Annotated in this window: 14 protein-coding genes, 2 rRNA genes and 1 other annotated feature (1 of these 17 running past the window's edge); all 16 genes read left to right on the forward strand. The window is 49.5% G+C overall.

Going from position 1 to position 17,004, the window contains the following annotated elements:
• Positions 1 to 2,881 (forward strand): 23S ribosomal RNA (locus BBI15_RS00460) (it extends 52 nt beyond the left edge of the window).
• A gap of 66 nt (positions 2,882 to 2,947) precedes the next feature.
• Positions 2,948 to 3,063: ribosomal RNA gene (gene rrf, locus BBI15_RS00465) — 5S ribosomal RNA — on the forward strand.
• 112 nt (positions 3,064 to 3,175) lie between these two features.
• Positions 3,176 to 3,421, forward strand: a complete 246-nt coding sequence (locus tag BBI15_RS00470) for a hypothetical protein (RefSeq protein ID WP_068871286.1) — start codon at positions 3,176 to 3,178, stop codon at positions 3,419 to 3,421.
• A gap of 139 nt (positions 3,422 to 3,560) precedes the next feature.
• Positions 3,561 to 4,046, forward strand: a complete 486-nt coding sequence (locus BBI15_RS00475; protein WP_068871288.1) for a CtsR family transcriptional regulator — start codon at positions 3,561 to 3,563, stop codon at positions 4,044 to 4,046.
• A complete protein-coding gene (locus BBI15_RS00480) occupies positions 4,043 to 4,576 on the forward strand; it encodes a UvrB/UvrC motif-containing protein (protein WP_068871290.1) in 534 nt (177 codons plus the stop codon). The genes BBI15_RS00475 and BBI15_RS00480 overlap by 4 nt, the downstream gene beginning before the upstream one ends.
• On the forward strand, positions 4,566 to 5,657 hold the full coding sequence (locus BBI15_RS00485) for a protein-arginine kinase McsB (protein ID WP_068871292.1): 1,092 nt from the start codon (positions 4,566 to 4,568) through the stop codon (positions 5,655 to 5,657). The genes BBI15_RS00480 and BBI15_RS00485 overlap by 11 nt, the downstream gene beginning before the upstream one ends.
• Positions 5,654 to 8,098 (forward strand): ATP-dependent Clp protease ATP-binding subunit, encoded by a 2,445-nt coding sequence (locus tag BBI15_RS00490; RefSeq protein ID WP_068871294.1) that lies wholly within the window; start codon positions 5,654 to 5,656, stop codon positions 8,096 to 8,098. The genes BBI15_RS00485 and BBI15_RS00490 overlap by 4 nt, the downstream gene beginning before the upstream one ends.
• A 59-nt stretch (positions 8,099 to 8,157) precedes the next feature.
• On the forward strand, positions 8,158 to 9,540 hold the full coding sequence (gene radA, locus BBI15_RS00495) for a DNA repair protein RadA (RefSeq protein WP_068871296.1): 1,383 nt from the start codon (positions 8,158 to 8,160) through the stop codon (positions 9,538 to 9,540).
• A gap of 102 nt (positions 9,541 to 9,642) precedes the next feature.
• Positions 9,643 to 10,743 (forward strand): PIN/TRAM domain-containing protein, encoded by a 1,101-nt coding sequence (locus BBI15_RS00500; RefSeq protein ID WP_068871298.1) that lies wholly within the window; start codon positions 9,643 to 9,645, stop codon positions 10,741 to 10,743.
• Between the two features lie 12 nt (positions 10,744 to 10,755).
• Complete coding sequence (gene ispD / locus BBI15_RS00505; RefSeq protein WP_068871300.1) at positions 10,756 to 11,445, forward strand: 2-C-methyl-D-erythritol 4-phosphate cytidylyltransferase; 690 nt, start codon at positions 10,756 to 10,758, stop codon at positions 11,443 to 11,445.
• Positions 11,446 to 11,447: 2 nt separating this feature from the next.
• Positions 11,448 to 11,948, forward strand: coding sequence for a 2-C-methyl-D-erythritol 2,4-cyclodiphosphate synthase (ispF, locus tag BBI15_RS00510; RefSeq protein WP_068871302.1), 501 nt, complete (start codon positions 11,448 to 11,450; stop codon positions 11,946 to 11,948).
• Between the two features lie 42 nt (positions 11,949 to 11,990).
• Positions 11,991 to 13,454, forward strand: coding sequence for a glutamate--tRNA ligase (gltX, locus tag BBI15_RS00515; protein ID WP_068871304.1), 1,464 nt, complete (start codon positions 11,991 to 11,993; stop codon positions 13,452 to 13,454).
• A gap of 45 nt (positions 13,455 to 13,499) precedes the next feature.
• Positions 13,500 to 13,712: a binding site (T-box leader), on the forward strand.
• Between the two features lie 51 nt (positions 13,713 to 13,763).
• Entirely contained in the window at positions 13,764 to 14,438 is a 675-nt protein-coding gene (cysE, locus tag BBI15_RS00520) for a serine O-acetyltransferase (RefSeq protein WP_068871306.1), read from the forward strand.
• Complete coding sequence (gene cysS / locus BBI15_RS00525) at positions 14,435 to 15,832, forward strand: cysteine--tRNA ligase (protein ID WP_068871308.1); 1,398 nt, start codon at positions 14,435 to 14,437, stop codon at positions 15,830 to 15,832. The genes cysE and cysS overlap by 4 nt, the downstream gene beginning before the upstream one ends.
• 5 nt (positions 15,833 to 15,837) lie before the next feature.
• Entirely contained in the window at positions 15,838 to 16,254 is a 417-nt protein-coding gene (locus BBI15_RS00530; protein ID WP_068871311.1) for a Mini-ribonuclease 3, read from the forward strand.
• Positions 16,251 to 17,000, forward strand: coding sequence for a 23S rRNA (guanosine(2251)-2'-O)-methyltransferase RlmB (gene rlmB / locus BBI15_RS00535; RefSeq protein ID WP_068871313.1), 750 nt, complete (start codon positions 16,251 to 16,253; stop codon positions 16,998 to 17,000). Before BBI15_RS00530 ends, rlmB begins: the two co-directional genes overlap by 4 nt.
• Positions 17,001 to 17,004: the final 4 nt, after the last annotated feature.

The following is a 17,004-nucleotide window of genomic DNA, read 5'->3' on the forward strand; positions in this document are numbered from 1 at the left end:
AGGACGGCACTAACACCGATATGCCTCGGGGAGCTGTAAGTGAGCTGTGATCCGGGGATTTCCGAATGGGGAAACCCACTGTTCGTAATGGAGCAGTATCCATGTGTGAATTCATAGCACATGAGAAGGCAGACTCAGGGAACTGAAACATCTAAGTACCTGAAGGAAGAGAAAGCAAATGCGATTCCCCAAGTAGCGGCGAGCGAAACGGGAACAGCCCAAACCAGAAGGCTTGCCTTCTGGGGTTGTAGGACACTCTATACGGAGTTACAAAGGAATGGATTAGGCGAAGCGACCTGGAACGGTCCGCGAGACAGGGTAAGAGCCCCGTAGCTGAAAGTGCATTCCCTCCAGAGTGGATCCTGAGTACGGCGGAACACGTGAAATTCCGTCGGAATCCGGGAGGACCATCTCCCAAGGCTAAATACTCCCTAGTGACCGATAGTGAACCAGTACCGTGAGGGAAAGGTGAAAAGCACCCCGGAAGGGGAGTGAAAGAGATCCTGAAACCGTGTGCCTACAAGTAGTTAGAGCCCGTTAATGGGTGATAGCGTGCCTTTTGTAGAATGAACCGGCGAGTTACGATTGCATGCAAGGTTAAGGTGAGAAGCCGGAGCCGCAGCGAAAGCGAGTCTGAACAGGGCGAATGAGTATGCAGTTGTAGACCCGAAACCAGGTGATCTACCCATGTCCAGGGTGAAGGTAAGGTAACACTTACTGGAGGCCCGAACCCACGCACGTTGAAAAGTGCGGGGATGAGGTGTGGGTAGCGGAGAAATTCCAATCGAACCTGGAGATAGCTGGTTCTCTCCGAAATAGCTTTAGGGCTAGCCTCAAGATAGAGAATCCTGGAGGTAGAGCACTGTTTGGACTAGGGGCCCATCCCGGGTTACCGAATTCAGACAAACTCCGAATGCCAGTGATTTATGCTTGGGAGTCAGACTGCGAGTGATAAGATCCGTAGTCAAGAGGGAAACAGCCCAGACCACCAGCTAAGGTCCCCAAATATCCGTTAAGTGGAAAAGGATGTGGCGTTGCTTAGACAACCAGGATGTTGGCTTAGAAGCAGCCATCATTTAAAGAGTGCGTAATAGCTCACTGGTCGAGTGACACTGCGCCGAAAATGTACCGGGGCTAAACGGATTACCGAAGCTGTGGATGGACATCTGAGATGTCCGTGGTAGGAGAGCGTTCTAAGGGCGGTGAAGTCAGACCGGAAGGACTGGTGGAGCGCTTAGAAGTGAGAATGCCGGTATGAGTAACGAAAGACGGGTGAGAATCCCGTCCACCGAATGCCTAAGGTTTCCTGAGGAAGGCTCGTCCGCTCAGGGTTAGTCGGGACCTAAGTCGAGGCCGATAGGCGTAGACGATGGACAACAGGTTGATATTCCTGTACCACCTCCCCGCCGTTTGAGTAATGGGGGGACGCAGAAGGATAGGGTGAGCGTGCCGTTGGTTGTGCACGTCCAAGTTGTGAGATGAGAAACGAGGCAAATCCCGTTTCTGTATACATCAAGCAGTGATGGCAAGAGGTTTGACCTCAGAGTCCCTGATTTCACACTGCCAAGAAAAGCCTCTAGCGAGGCGGGAGGTGCCCGTACCGCAAACCGACACAGGTAGGCGAGAAGAGAATTCTAAGGTGAGCGAGTGAACTCTCGTTAAGGAACTCGGCAAAATGACCCCGTAACTTCGGGAGAAGGGGTGCTCTGGTAGGGTGAATAGCCCGAGAGAGCCGCAGTGAATAGGCCCAGGCGACTGTTTAGCAAAAACACAGGTCTCTGCAAAACCGTAAGGTGACGTATAGGGGCTGACGCCTGCCCGGTGCTGGAAGGTTAAGGGGAGTGCTTAGCGCAAGCGAAGGTGCGAACCGAAGCCCCAGTAAACGGCGGCCGTAACTATAACGGTCCTAAGGTAGCGAAATTCCTTGTCGGGTAAGTTCCGACCCGCACGAAAGGCGTAACGATCTGGGCACTGTCTCAACGAGAGACTCGGTGAAATTATAGTACCTGTGAAGATGCAGGTTACCCGCGACAGGACGGAAAGACCCCGTGGAGCTTTACTGTAGCCTGATATTGAATTTTGGTGCAACTTGTACAGGATAGGTAGGAGCCAGAGAACCCGGAGCGCCAGCTTCGGGGGAGGCGTCGGTGGGATACTACCCTGGTTGTATTGAACTTCTAACCCACAAGCCTAAGCGGCTTGGGAGACAGTGTCAGGCGGGCAGTTTGACTGGGGCGGTCGCCTCCTAAAGAGTAACGGAGGCGCTCAAAGGTTCCCTCAGAATGGTTGGAAATCATTCGCAGAGTGTAAAGGCACAAGGGAGCTTGACTGCGAGACGGACAGGTCGAGCAGGGTCGAAAGACGGACTTAGTGATCCGGTGGTTCCGCATGGAAGGGCCATCGCTCAACGGATAAAAGCTACCCCGGGGATAACAGGCTTATCTCCCCCAAGAGTCCACATCGACGGGGAGGTTTGGCACCTCGATGTCGGCTCATCGCATCCTGGGGCTGTAGTCGGTCCCAAGGGTTGGGCTGTTCGCCCATTAAAGCGGTACGCGAGCTGGGTTCAGAACGTCGTGAGACAGTTCGGTCCCTATCCGTCGCGGGCGCAGGAAATTTGAGAGGAGCTGTCCTTAGTACGAGAGGACCGGGATGGACACACCGCTGGTGTACCAGTTGTTCTGCCAAGAGCATCGCTGGGTAGCTATGTGTGGCCGGGATAAGTGCTGAAAGCATCTAAGCACGAAGCCCCCCTCAAGATGAGATTTCCCATTGCGCAAGCAAGTAAGATCCCTCAAAGACGATGAGGTAGATAGGTTCGGGGTGGAAGCGTGGCGACACGTGCAGCTGACGAATACTAATCGATCGAGGACTTAACCAACCAACTGAAACGCACGTTTCCCCCAATGTCGATTTATCCAGTTTTGAGCGAACAAGCTCAAAAAAGTCCAGTGATGATGGCAAAGAGGCCACACCCGTTCCCATCCCGAACACGGAAGTTAAGCTCTTTTGCGCCGATGGTAGTTGGGGGTCTCCCCCTGTGAGAGTAGGACGTCGCTGGGCAAGCAGCAAAGCCGTTACCGGTTCATTCCGGTAACGGCTTTTTTTGTATGAAAATTTTAAAAAAGGATTGAAATTATATTATAAAGGGAAAAAAGAAATGAGGTGAAGGTTTATGAAAGCTGGTTTATACAAAGTGAAAATTGTCGACAAAAGAACTGCGGTATTAGTTTCATTGAAAGACTCTGCTGAGCAATATACCTTTCCTGTGGAAAATTTCACTCACGATGTAAATAATGGGGATGTAGTAGAAGTGTGGCAAGAAGGTACACGTTGGAGAACTAAGTACGTTGAAGAAAAAACCCGTTCAGTATCGAGCCATACTAAAGATTTTATGAAACGGATGATGGATCAAGAATAAGGGGTCTCGGGATATTCTACCCGAGACTTTTTCTGTCCCAAACTAAGTATTTGATATCCGCAAAACGCTTATGTATAATTAAGTCAAATATAGTCAAAGTCAATCATTAGCGCATTAAAACGCTAAAGAGGTGAAAGCGATGCGGAATATTTCAGATATAATTGAAGGTTATTTAAAAGAGATTATCGAAATAAGCGGTAAGGACCATGTTGAAATTAAGCGAAGTGAAGTTGCAGAGAAATTTCAATGCGTTCCATCTCAAATTAATTATGTGATAAACACTAGATTTACATTAGATCGTGGATACTCTGTAGAAAGTAAGCGAGGCGGAGGCGGATATATTCGTATCAGGAAAATACGCCTTCATAAAAAATCAGATTTAATCGCTCAAATTATTAATCGATTGGAAACTGGTGCTTCACAAACTATGGCTGAAGATATTGTATGGAGGCTTTTAAGTGAAGAAGTTATATCAAAGCGTGAAGCTAAATTAATTTTGAGTGCCATTGATCGGTCTACTCTCAGGCTGCCTCTTCCTGTACGAGATGAAGTACGGGCGCGAATTTTAGTGGCTATGTTGTTTACTATTCAATATGAGTCGAATGGGCAAGGAGTGATCAAGTGATTTGTGAACAATGCGGGGAACGGCCAGCTACAGTGATCGTGAAGCAAAACCAGCAAGGCCATTTAACGGAACGGCATCTTTGTCACGTTTGTGCAGCAGAAAATCATAATATCAATTTTTCTTTTGACCAAGATCCGATGGCAATCCATAATTTATTAGCTAATTGGTTTCCGAAGCAGCAAGCAGCTGTTAGCCCTAAAAGAAAAGAAGTTCCAACATGCCCGTCATGTGGGTTTACTTTCCAAAAATTCTTGAGTCTTGGTAAGTTTGGCTGTGCTGAGTGCTATAGCACTTTCTCGCCTCAACTAACTGAGATTTTAAAGCGAGTACAGAATGGAAACACTGAACATACAGGGAAGATTCCTGCTTCGTATGGGACGACGTTGAAAATTAAAAAAGAAATAGAAGAACTGCGAAAACAAATGCAGGCTGCAATACAAGCTGAGAACTTTGAAGAAGCTGCACGGCTGCGTGATCAAGTAAAAGTCTTGAATGAGAAGCTTGAAGGAGGTGGGGACATTGGCAATTGACCGTTTCCTTCAACCACGGGCAAGCAGTTGGATGGCTAATAACGGTGAGCACGTGGATATAGCAATGAGTACAAGAATCCGGCTGGCCCGGAATTTAGAAGAATTTAAATTTCCTTACGCTTTTTCTGAAGATGAAGCATTAAAAGTCGATAAAGCTGTTTCTTCAGTTTTATTGGACCAAGGAAAAGAATTGGGATATGGGTTTACTCATATCAACGTTGAAGAATTGAATGATTTGCAACGTGAAGTGTTAGTGGAAAAGCATTTGATCAGCCCTTATTTAGCTAATAGCCAACATTCGAGTGCGGTATTATTGTCTGATGAAGAAGAGCTTAGCATCATGATTAATGAAGAAGATCATTTGCGAATCCAAAGTTTGCAGTCGGGTTTTCATTTGCAGGAAGCGTATGATATAGCAAATAAAATGGATTCGCTTTTAGAAGATCATCTTTCTTATGCTTTTCATGAGAAATTTGGTTACTTGACCAGCTGCCCTACTAATACTGGTACAGGTATGCGTGCTTCGGTCATGCTTCATTTACCTGCCTTGACTATGTCCCACCAAATCAACCGGATCATCCCGGCTATATCCCGTCTGGGGATGGTTGTTAGAGGGATTTACGGTGAAGGAAGTGAAGCGCTTGGTAATGTATACCAGATTTCCAATCAAGTAACATTAGGGAAATCGGAATATGAAATTTTGCAGGATTTGCAAAACATGACCGAGCAAATTATTGAACAGGAACGAAGAGCAAGGGAAGCTTTGAATGCAAATTCCCCATTGCTCTTAGAAGATAGGGTTTACCGGTCGTTGGGCGTTTTGACCCATGCCCGCCTGTTGAATACGGAAGAAGCTGCGACTTGTTTGTCAGATGTCAGACTCGGCATCGACCTCAATCTAATTACCGATGTGGACATGTCGATACTGAATGAATTGATGGTCTTTATGCAGCCTGCGTTTCTGCAGCAGTATGCAGGGCGTCCATTAGAAGCGAAGGAACGTGACCTTGCCCGAGCGAAATTGTTCCGGGAAAGGTTAGTCGATAACGGGATAAATAAAAAAGGAGAGGATTTTGCATGATGTTCAACCGATTTACGCAACGCGCACAGAAAGTTCTTCAATTAGCTCAAGAAGAGGCCATCCGCATGAAGCACGAATCGATCGGCACAGAGCATATTTTGCTTGGTTTGATCCGAGAAGGCGGCGGAATAGCTGCCAAAGCGCTTGAAGCGATTGAAGTGAATACACAATTGATTGAAGACGGTGTCAAAGAACTAGTCGGTGTCGGAGAAAAAGACGTCGGCCCGATCGTTCATTATACGCCGCGGGCTAAAAAAGTAATCGAGCTGTCTGTTGATGAATCCCGCAAGCTCGGCCATTCTTACATCGGCACAGAACATTTGTTGCTTGCGCTTATCCGTGAAGGTGAAGGCGTCGCTGCACGTGTTCTTGGGAATGCCGGTGTCAGCTTGAACAAAGCGCGCCAGCAAGTATTGCAGCTGCTCGGCAGCAATGAACAGGCTTCTACTGGCACGAGCCCGAATGCATCTGCCAATACGCCGACTCTGGATGGTTTGGCACGCGACTTGACACAAGTTGCGCGTGAAGGAAGCTTGGATCCTGTGATTGGGCGCAGTGACGAAATCACGCGTGTGATTGAAGTATTGAGCCGCAGAACAAAAAACAACCCGGTATTGATCGGGGAGCCTGGTGTCGGTAAAACTGCCATTGCAGAAGGACTTGCGCAACAGATTGTTAATAATGAAATTCCGGAGACACTTCGCGACAAACGCGTTATGGTTCTTGATATGGGTACGGTGGTTGCCGGAACGAAATACCGCGGTGAGTTTGAAGACCGCTTGAAAAAAGTGATGGATGAAATACGCCAAGCAGGCAATGTCATTCTCTTCATCGATGAGCTTCATACATTGATCGGTGCTGGCGGAGCTGAGGGTGCAATTGATGCTTCGAATATCTTGAAACCATCCCTTGCACGTGGCGAATTGCAGTGCATCGGTGCGACAACATTGGATGAGTACCGCAAGTACATCGAGAAAGATGCAGCGCTTGAGCGCCGTTTCCAACCGATTCAAGTGGACGAGCCGACGGTTGAAGAATCAATCGAAATCATCAAAGGCTTGCGTGACCGCTACGAAGCGCATCATCGCGTGAAAATTACTGATGAAGCGATTGTTGCGGCAGCGAAAATGTCTGACCGCTATATCTCTGACCGCTTCTTGCCGGATAAAGCGATCGATTTAATCGATGAGGCCGGTTCGAAAGTGCGTTTGCGTTCGTATACGACTCCACCAGATTTGAAAGAGCTTGAGGCGCGTCTTGAAGCTGCGCGTTCTGAAAAGAATGAAGCGGTGCAGAGCCAGGAATTTGAAAAAGCGGCTTCTCTTCGCGATGCCGAGCAGAAGTTGAAGGATGAGCTCGACCAGACGAAGAAAGAATGGAAAGAAAAGCAAGGCAAGGAAGAATCCGAAGTGACAGTTGAAGATATTGCGAAAGTCGTCTCTATGTGGACAGGCGTGCCGGTATCGAGATTGGCGCAGACAGAATCCGATAAATTGCTTAATCTAGAGCAGATCCTCCATAGCCGTGTCATCGGCCAGGATGAAGCGGTGACTTCGATTTCGAAAGCGATCCGCCGTGCGCGTGCCGGATTGAAAGATCCGAAACGCCCGATTGGTTCATTTATTTTCCTAGGGCCAACAGGCGTCGGGAAAACTGAGCTGGCGAAGGCTTTGGCTGAGTCGATGTTCGGCGATGAGGATGCGATGATCCGCATCGATATGTCCGAGTACATGGAACGCCATACAACTTCACGCCTTGTCGGTTCACCTCCAGGTTATGTCGGCTACGAGGAAGGCGGCCAACTGACGGAGAAAGTCCGCAGAAAGCCATATTCAGTAGTCTTGCTTGATGAAATCGAGAAAGCTCACCCTGAAGTCTTCAACATCCTTTTGCAAGTGCTTGAAGATGGGCATTTGACGGATTCTAAGGGACGCCGCGTCGATTTCCGCAATACGGTAATCATCATGACGTCGAACGTCGGTGCACAGGAATTGAAATACAATAAATATGTTGGCTTTAACTTGGAAGATACGAAAACAGATTATAAAGACATGAAGGGCAAGATGCTCGCGGAATTGAAGAAAGCGTTCCGTCCTGAGTTCTTGAACCGTGTCGATGATATGATCGTCTTCCATTCACTTGAAAAGAACGATTTGCGCAAGATTGTCGAGCTGATGACGCAGCAATTGACGGATCGTTTGAAAGAACAGGACATCGATCTGGAGCTGACAGAAGCAGCGCTTGATAAAATTGCCAAAGAGGGGTATGATCCGGAATACGGAGCACGTCCTTTGCGCCGCTCACTTCAAAAACATGTCGAAGACCGTTTGTCTGAAGAGTTGTTGAAAGGCACAGCAATTGCCGGGCAAAAAATCATCTTCGATGTACAAGGCGAAGAATTCATCGTCCGTACAAACGAAGGGGCCGTAGAGAAATCGTAACGATATCCCGCCCGCCGGATATGTCTCCGGCGGGCTTTTTCTATATATAGGAGGTAACTATGGCGAAGAAAAAAATAAAGTTCATCTGCCAGTCCTGCGGTTATGAATCTGCCAAATGGATGGGGAAATGCCCAGGTTGTGCAGCATGGAATACGATGACAGAAGAAACGGAAGTTGCAGCACCGAAAGGCACAAGGGGCGTATTCCAACATAGCGCGCCGCAAATCGCCCAAAAAGCGACACCGATCAATTCGATCGAAACGAAAGAAGAGCCAAGGACAAAAATGGAAATGGATGAATTGAACCGTGTGCTCGGCGGAGGCATTGTTTCGGGTTCTCTCGTGTTAATTGGGGGCGACCCAGGGATCGGGAAATCGACTTTGCTCTTGCAAGTATCGGCGCTTCTTGCGAAAGCTGGCAAGAAAGTGTTGTACATTTCAGGGGAGGAGTCGATTCGCCAGACAAAAATGCGGGCGGAGCGGCTGGATGCGGTGTCAGGAGACTTATTGATTTTTGCAGAAACCAATTTGGAGCTGATCCATCATACGATTGAAGAAGTAGCGCCGGATTTCGTGATTGTCGATTCGATCCAGACGGTCTATCATCCCGAAGTGACCTCTGCACCCGGCAGCGTGACACAAGTGCGCGAAAGTACGGCGGAATTGATGCGAGTAGCGAAAACGAAAAACATCGCGATTTTCCTGGTCGGGCACGTGACGAAAGAAGGCCAGATCGCAGGGCCCCGTATTTTGGAACATATGGTGGATACCGTGCTTTATTTTGAAGGGGAACGCCACCACACGTACCGTATTTTGCGCAGTGTGAAAAACCGCTTCGGTTCGACGAATGAAATTGCGATTTTTGAGATGCTGCAAGGTGGATTGAAAGAAGTATTGAATCCGTCCGAGCTGTTTTTGCAGGAACGTTCAAGCGGCACAGCGGGATCGACGGTTGTCGCTTCCATGGAAGGGACACGGCCGATACTGGTGGAGATTCAGGCATTGGTGACGCCGTCGAGTTTTAATTATCCGAAGCGGATGGCGACTGGAATTGACCAAAACCGGGTATCGTTATTAATGGCGGTGCTGGAGAAGCGCGTCGGTTTGATGCTGCAGTCACAAGATGCATATATTAAAGTGGCAGGCGGCGTGAAGCTGGATGAGCCGGCGATCGATTTGGCGGTGCTCGCGAGCATCGTCTCGAGTTTCCGGGATATTGCGCCGAAAGTGGATGATTGCATTATCGGGGAAGTCGGGTTGACCGGTGAGGTGCGCCGGGTGTCGCGCATCGAACAGCGCGTGCAGGAAGCAGCGAAGCTTGGATTCAAGCGTGCCATAATCCCGAAATCGAATATGGGCGGTTGGGATTTTCCGGAAGGAATCCGCGTCGTTGGTGTTGAAACTATAAACGAGGCGTTGAAGGAATTATTCCCGCAACAATAAGGGGCAGCAATGCCTCTTTTTTTCTATTAGCGGCAGGGCAAGGTTATGCAGAGAGTTTCGCATTTAAAACGTGTATAATATCAAGAGAAGGAGGTGGAATAGATGCTTCGGAAAATTATTCAGCTATTGTTTTTACTAATAGGCGCTACGGTCGGTATTTTGTTTTTGCCATATGCTTTTGAACTTATTTCTATCTCTAATAATCCATGGATCAACAACCCGTATGTCGCTGCCATTATCGGTGCTGCGATTTTTTATGTCTTGTCCTTATTGTTCGTCGATTCGATTGTCCATTTCATGAAATGGATGGAGGGCAAACTGCTCCATGCCCCGGCAGCGGATTTATTGTTCGGCACCATCGGGCTGATTATCGGTTTGGTGGTTGCCTTTTTGATCGGATTTGCGTTGAATACCATTGATGTGCCTTTGATTGCCACAGTGGCGCCGATCATTCTTTCCGTTGTTCTTGGCTATTTGGGATTCCAGGTCGGTTTCCAAAAGCGCGATGAACTGGCGGGAGTGCTCACGCCTGCAAAGCTTGCGAACGGCAAAAAGCCGGAAGATGAACCGGCGGAAAAGTCGATCTATAAATTGCTCGATACGAGCGTCATCATCGATGGGCGGATTGCGGATATTTCAGAGACCGGCTTTATGGAGGGAACCTTTGTTGTGCCGCAATTTGTCATTGCAGAGCTCCAGCATATTGCGGATTCATCCGACACGTTAAAGCGTACGCGGGGCAGGCGGGGGCTGGATATCCTGAAGCGCCTGCAGACAGAGCGCGTCGGGGCGATCATGATTACGGAAGAGGATTTCGGCGATGCGGCTGAAGTGGACATGAAGCTTATGCGCGCTGCCCAGAAGATGGGCGGGAAAGTTGTGACGAATGATTTTAATTTGAATAAAGTGTGTGAACTTCATAATGTGCCTGTTTTGAATATCAATGACCTTGCGAATGCGGTGAAGCCGGTCGTAATTCCGGGCGAGGAGATGCATGTGGTCGTCATCAAAGACGGCAAAGAGCAAAATCAGGGTGTGGCTTATTTGGATGACGGTACGATGATCGTCATCGAAGAAGGCAAAGGCCATATTGGCGAGGCGATCGATGTCGTGGTGACAAGCGTCTTGCAGACTTCTGCAGGGCGAATGATTTTTGCCAAGCCTAAGGGACTGGCTGTGAAGAAAAACGGATCAAAAAAATAAAGGATGTCTGTCATGAACTATACAGTCGTGTTGCCTGCTGCCGGCAGCGGGAAACGAATGAAAGCCGACCGCAATAAATTATTGCTTGAGCTCTCCGGCAAACCGATCTTCATTTATACATTGGAAGTGTTCGACCGGGACCCGGATTGCGAAGGCATGTGGCTTGCGGTCAAGGAAGATGAGCGCGAGCTGATCGAGAAGTATGTCGAGCGGTATGGAATCAAGAAAGTCAAAGGCTATGCTACAGGGGGTGCTGAGCGCCAGGACAGCGTGCGTGCGGGCCTTGAGATGGCAGGGCCGTGTGGAGTGGTGCTTGTGCATGACGCTGCGCGGCCGTTCATCAGCCCAGTCGTTGTCCGTGAATTGGTGGAGCGGGCTAATTTTTCGGGTGCTGCGATTGCCGGCGTGCCGGTAAAAGACACGATCAAAAAAGCCCGCCAAGGCGTCATTACGGAAACAGTGGACCGTGCGGAACTGTGGATGATCCAGACGCCGCAGGCATTTCGCTATGAATTGTTGATGGAAGCGGCGCAACGGGCTAAAGCCGACGGATTCCTCGGGACGGACGAGGCGATGCTCGTTGAACGCATGGGGCGTCCGGTACAGATTGTCGAAAGCACGTATGACAACGTCAAGATGACGACACCGGATGATTTGATTTACGGACAAGCGATTCTTGCGAGTCGATTACAGGAGGAATAATGATGATACGAATTGGACAAGGATACGATGTGCATCAATTGGCAGAAGGACGCCCGTTTATTTTAGGCGGCGTTGAAATCGAACACGACCGCGGGCTTCTCGGTCATTCGGATGCGGATGTGTTATTGCATACGATCACGGACGCAGCACTCGGCGCGATCGGCGGAGGAGATATCGGCAAGCATTTCCCGGATACAGACCCGGAATTCAAAGATGCCGATTCGAAGAAATTGCTGACGCATATTTGGGAATATGTAAAAGAACAGGGCTATGAACTCGGCAATGTCGATTGTACGGTCATTGCGCAAAAACCGAAGCTTGCCCCATACATCGAGCAAATGCGCGAGTCGATTGCGGAGCTATTGGAAGCGGATATTTCACAAGTGAACGTCAAAGCGACGACGTCCGAACACCTCGGCTTTACCGGCCGGGAAGAAGGAATCGCGGCGCTCGCGGTCATTTTGCTCAATCAGCGCCCGCTTTCGCTGGACGTTCCGGAGTGATAGAATAACTAAAGGATTAAGGCAATTTTAGGAGGAAATCAAATGACACAAGAAGTACGCGTACGCTATGCACCGAGCCCGACCGGCCATTTACATATCGGCGGAGCCCGCACAGCGCTATTCAATTATTTGTATGCACGCCATATGAATGGCAAATTCATCGTCCGCATCGAAGACACGGATACTGCCCGCAATATCGAGACGGGTGTCATGTCCCAGATCGATAACTTGAAATGGCTCGGCATCGAGCATGACGAATCGATTGATGTGGGCGGGGAATATGGGCCGTATCGCCAGATGGAGCGCTTGGATATTTACAAGAAATACGCTGATGAGCTATTGGCAAAAGGCGACATTTATAAATGCTTCTGTACGCCTGATACGCTCGAGAAAGAACGTGAAGCCCAGCGTGCCTCTGGTGTTGCGGCGCCTCAGTACAGTGGGACCTGCCGCAATTTGACGGCCGAAGAAGTCGCTGAAAAAGAAGCAGCAGGCGAAACCTATTCCCTTCGCATGAAAGTGCCGGCCGATGTCACGTATAAATTCGATGACATGGTGCGCGGCGACATTTCATTCGAATCAAAAGATGTCGGCGACTGGGTCGTCGTGAAAACGAACGGCATTCCGACGTATAACTTCGCAGTGGTCATCGATGACCATTTGATGAAGATCACCCATGTGTTCCGCGGCGAAGAGCATTTGTCGAATACGCCGAAACAGCAAATGGTCTACGATTCGTTCGGCTGGGAGCACCCGACTTATGGCCATATGACCTTGATCGTCAACGAAGACCGCAAGAAGCTATCGAAGCGTGACGAGTCGATCATCCAGTTCATTTCCCAGTACAAAGACCTTGGCTATATTCCGGAAGCGCTGTTCAACTTCTTTGCGCTGCTCGGCTGGTCACCGGAAGGCGAAGAGGAAATCTTCTCGAAAGAAGAATTGATCCGCATTTTCGACACCGAGCGTTTGTCGAAATCGCCATCGATGTTCGATAAGCAGAAATTGACGTGGATGAACAACCAATACATCAAGCAAATGTCGCTTGAAGAAGTCGTTGCCTTGGCGTTGCCGCATCTTCAAAAAGCGGGCAAACTGCCGGAAGAGCTATCCGAAGAACAAGCCCAGTGGGCAGAGAAATTGATCGCCTTGTACCATGATCAATTGAGCTTCGGCGCAGAAATCGTCGAATTGTCCGAGCTGTTCTTCACTGATGACCTGCATTACGGCGAAGCAGAAAAAGAAGTCTTGAGCGGCGAGCAGGTACCGGAAGTCATGGCCGCTTTCAAGGAGCAATTGGCGTCACTTGAGGCATTCGAGCCAGCTGAAATCAAATCCGCGATCAAAGCGGTGCAAAAAGCGACCGGCCATAAAGGGAAAAACCTCTTTATGCCGATCCGCGTCGTGACGACAGGCCAAACACACGGCCCGGAATTGCCGGATGCGATTGCGCTACTTGGCAAGGACAAAGCGATTGCGCGCGTCGGCCAATACGCAGGGGCATAAAGTTTTGACTTATGCGCATAAGCGTGTACAATGAATTTACCAATTATCAAAACGTTGACGGGAAGAAGTAAGGAAAGTATGCTCCAAAGAGAGGGTCATCATCGGCTGTAAGTGACCTGGGCCGCTGCGTTCCTGAAATGCCTCCCCGAGTGCTGAGTCGAATCAAGTAGACCAGACGTTTGCCTGCGTTAAAGGCTTCGAGAGAAAGGGACACGTCCTTTTAATCAGAGTGGAACCGCGCGGGAAAGCGTCTCTGTCAAGCAATTGACAGGGGCGCTTTTTATATTGGGACAGAAAGGAGCAAGCCGAATGTGGAAATTACTGAAAGAAGATATCGATGTCATTTTTGAACAAGACCCTGCTGCCCGCAGTTATTTTGAAGTGGTACTGACGTATGCTGGGCTGCATGCCATCTGGGCCCATCGTTTGGCGCATTTCTTCTTCAAGAAGAAACTGTTTTTTATCGCGCGGGCGATTTCCCAGATCAGCCGCTTTTTCACGGGGATTGAAATCCATCCGGGCGCGGTCATCGGTCGTCGTTTGTTCATCGACCATGGGATGGGTGTCGTCGTCGGGGAGACGTGTGAAATCGGCAACGATGTGACACTCTACCAAGGCGTGACGCTTGGCGGGACCGGTAAAGAACGCGGCAAACGTCATCCTACCTTAGCAGATAACGTGTTGGTCGCGACTGGCGCAAAAGTGCTCGGCTCGATTACGGTCGGTGAAAACTCCAAAGTCGGAGCGGGGTCGGTCGTCTTGAAAGACGTGCCGCCGAATTCGACAGTCGTCGGCATCCCCGGAAAAGTCGTCATCCAGGACGGCGTCAAAGTGAAAAAGCCGGATCTGAACCATCAGAATATGCCGGACCCTGTCATGGATAAATGCGATGGCATGGAAATGAAAATCGCCGCTTTGCAGCGGGAATTGGAGCAATTAAAACGACAAAACAACCAGCAACAGGAAGAAGGGAAAACCTTATGAGTATCCAGATTTTTAATTCATTGACGCGCCAAAAAGAAGCGTTCGTACCGCTGGAAGAAGGAAAAGTGAAAATGTATGTATGCGGGCCAACCGTTTACAATTATATCCACATCGGAAATGCCCGGCCGGTCATTGTCTATGACACGGTACGCCGTTATTTGGAATATCGCGGCTACGACGTGAAATACGTTTCGAATTTCACGGATGTTGATGATAAATTGATCAAAGCGGCCAATGAACTTGGCGAAGAAGTGCCGGAAATTGCGGAACGCTTTATCAATGCCTATTTCGACAACACGAAAGCGCTCGGCTGCGCAGAGGCGGATGTGCATCCCCGTGTTACAGGGCATATGCCGCAAATCGTCGAGTTTATCGAAGCGCTCATCGAAAAAGGCTATGCTTACGAATCGCAAGGCGATGTTTATTACCATACGCGTAAATTCGATGGGTATGGAAAATTATCCCACCAATCAGTGGATGAACTGAAGATTGGCGCCCGTATCGAAGCGGGGGACAAAAAGCAGGATGCCCTGGATTTCGTGTTATGGAAAGCGGCAAAACCTGGTGAAATTTCCTGGGAAAGCCCATGGGGCAAGGGACGCCCGGGCTGGCATATTGAATGCTCGGTGATGGCGAGAGAACACCTCGGCGATACGATCGATATCCATGCCGGTGGGCAAGATTTGACATTCCCGCACCACGAAAATGAAATTGCCCAATCGGAAGCTTATACTGGCAAGCCGTTTGCGCGTTATTGGATGCATAACGGGTATATCAATATTGAAAACGAAAAAATGTCCAAGTCATTGAATAACTTCGTGCTCGTCAATGACATTTTAAAAGAACTCGACCCGCAAGTGCTGCGCCTCTTCATGCTGTCGGTTCATTACCGCCATCCGATCAATTACTCCAAAGGGTTGGTAGAAGATGCGCAAGCGGGGATGGAGCGGATCCGCACAGCTTATGGCAATGTCAAACACCGCTTGGAGCATTCGGCCGGCCTTGGCGACCATAACGATATTTGGCTGTCAAAAATCGATGCGATCAAGCAGGAATTCATCGAAACGATGGACGATGATTTCAATACGGCGAATGCCATTTCGAAGTTGTTCGACCTGGCGAAACTGGCAAATACGTACCTGCTTGAGAAACAGACGGCTGAACTTATTCTTCAAACCTTCATTGGTGTGTTTGATGAGCTGGCGGGAGTTCTTGGCTTGCCGTTCGCGCAATCAGAGCTTTTGGATGCGGAAATCGAAGCGTTACTGGAAGAACGTATCGAAGCCCGCAAGAACCGCGATTTCGCACGGGCTGACGAAATCCGTGACCAATTAAAAGAGCAGAACATCATTTTGGAAGATACAGCACAAGGCACGCGCTGGAAGAGAGGCTAAGTGGCATGGCATTGAGAAAACAAGATGTTGACCAATTGAATGCCTTGGCACTTGCTTATATGGGCGATGCCGTTTATGAGACAGCGGTGCGTGCACATCTGCTCCACGCAGGCCGCGTCAAGCCGAATATCCTTCACCGGTCGTCCACGGCATTCGTTTCGGCGAAGTCCCAGGCGCTCATTTTGAAGCGTTTTGTCGATGAAGGCGTCCTGACAGAAACGGAACTTGCCGTCATGCGGCGGGGCCGCAACGCAAAATCCGGTTCAGTGCCGAGGAATACCGATGTCCAGACTTATAATTTCAGCACCGCCTTTGAAGCGGTGCTCGGCTGGCTGTATTTAAAAGAAGAGCAGGAGCGGCTGGATGAATTGATCAATTACGCGATCAGCATCGCCGAAGAGCCGAGAGGAGTGGTCAAATGACAGAGCAGACGCCTGAAATCATCGGAGGCAAGAACCCGGTGCTAGAAGCATTGCGCGCCAAGCGCGACATCAATAAAATCTGGATCGCGGAAGGCGTCCAGAAAAAGGGCATTGCAGAACTTCTGCAATTGGCGAAAGAGCAGAAGGTGCTGGTGCAATTCGTCCCGAAAAAGAAAATCGATGGATTGACCGACACGAACCATCAAGGAATCGCCGCTGCAGTCGCGGCTTACCGCTATGCAGAACTGGAAGAGTTGTTCGCAAAAGCCCAGGACAAGCAAGAAGATCCGTTCTTCCTTATCCTCGATGAATTGGAAGACCCGCATAATCTTGGGTCGATCATGCGTACGGCAGATGCAGTCGGCGCCCATGGCTTAATCATCCCGCAGCGCCGTGCAGTGGGCTTGACCGGCGTCGTTGCGAAATCATCGACCGGGGCGATCGAACACGTGCCGGTCGTGCGCGTGAATAATTTATCGCAAACGGTCGATGAATTGAAAAAACGCGGCGTATGGATCGCCGGCACCGACGCCAAAGAATCGGTGGATTACCGGCGCATGGATGCGACCTTGCCGCTTGCCGTCATCATCGGCAGCGAAGGCAAAGGCATGAGCCGCATCTTGCGCGATAAATGCGACTTTCTCTACCAATTGCCGATGGTCGGCCATGTCACTTCCTTGAACGCTTCGGTGGCGGCGAGTCTGTTGATGTACGAAGTCTACCGCAAGCGCCATCCACTCGGGTGACGCC

The sequence above is a fragment of the Planococcus plakortidis genome (genome assembly GCF_001687605.2).
GTDB classification, from domain to species: domain Bacteria; phylum Bacillota; class Bacilli; order Bacillales_A; family Planococcaceae; genus Planococcus; species Planococcus plakortidis.